The organism is Methyloceanibacter sp. (assembly GCF_058506495.1).
On sequence record NZ_JBZMXT010000198.1, the window covers coordinates 1 to 1,171 of the forward strand.

A 1,171-nucleotide genomic window follows, 5' to 3' on the forward strand; every position below is an offset into this window, starting at 1 on the left:
AGCGTGTCGAGATCGACTCCGGGGCGGCCGATCCAGCGGTCGAGGGACTCACCGAGCGCCTGCTCCTCGCTCGTCAGCTCTGCCAAATCAAGGAAAGCTGGATTCGTCGTTACGATGTTGCGGTTTGGATCGGTGACAACGAATCCGTCAGGAAGGTTCTCGACAACGCTAAGCAGCTTATTGCCAGCTTTGGGAGTCGCTGCGTCCGCACCGGCAGCAGAGAAGCGAATAAGGAAGTGAGCAGCAGCATCTTGGCGGAACATCGAGGCGCCTATCGTCGTCTCAACGTCTGTGTTTTGCAGTTTCGCCGCGATCTCCTCAGCCCGCCCAGTGGTGCGAACCTTTGTAAGATGCGCTTGGACAGCCTTGCTACTTTGAGGTTCGAAGAGGTCGAGGAACGATCGCCCCGTTAGCCGTTTGATCGACTTATCCAAGAGTTCGCTTGCAGCAGGGTTCGCCTCCACAATCTTCAGGGAGTTGGCGTCAACAATAACGACAGGTTGGGCGGCGATTTGGAACAAGAGCCGATATCGCGTTTCTGCATGGCGCAGGCGCGCGTATTCACGCTCCATGGACTGCTGTGCATCAACCAGGCGCTGCTGTAGCGCAGCCATGGGACGCAAGTCTCGCCCAACGGCAATGATCCGCCCGCTATCGCTGACGCGCAATGCCGCATAGCGCATCGGAATGTCAGATCCATTCTTTGATGGATGATTGACTTGCCGCCAGCGCGTCGGCGCGTTGTCTTTAATGTTTTGGAGTAGCTCTTTGATTTTCGGCTGGCTCTCGACAGTCACCGTGTCAATCCAGCGCGACCCGAGCCAAGACTCGAATCCTTCGTTTTGCAAGTCTTCGTCGCCGAGCGATACGTCGCGGATGACGCCGTTGGCATCGATGATCAGCGCGATGTCAGCCGCCGCGGCAATGAGTTCGGCCGCACTGGTGGCATCCAGGTCGCCGAGCGTTCTCTTCGGAGCCCGAAACACGTTGCCTGCTTCTCGAATCCTCACCACGGCGGCACCTGCCAATTTCTACGTTCTCGCGTTTGCTGCGATCTCTCAGCTTAACGCATCCGAGTCAAGCAAACTCGAAACCTTCAGGACAGCCCGCCTACCGTCCTGGGCACTCGCATCAGCACCGACCATCTCGACACATTCGGGACGCGCGTGGA

1 protein-coding gene is annotated in these 1,171 nt (G+C 57.9%); it reads right to left on the bottom strand.

What is annotated here, in order from left to right; all coding sequences use genetic code 11:
* Positions 1–1,010: transcriptional regulator PpsR (gene ppsR, locus AC33YF_RS13970; RefSeq protein ID WP_491777822.1), on the bottom strand; the 1,010-nt coding region annotated here is incomplete at its 3' end.
* Between the last annotated feature and the right edge of the window lie 161 nt (positions 1,011–1,171).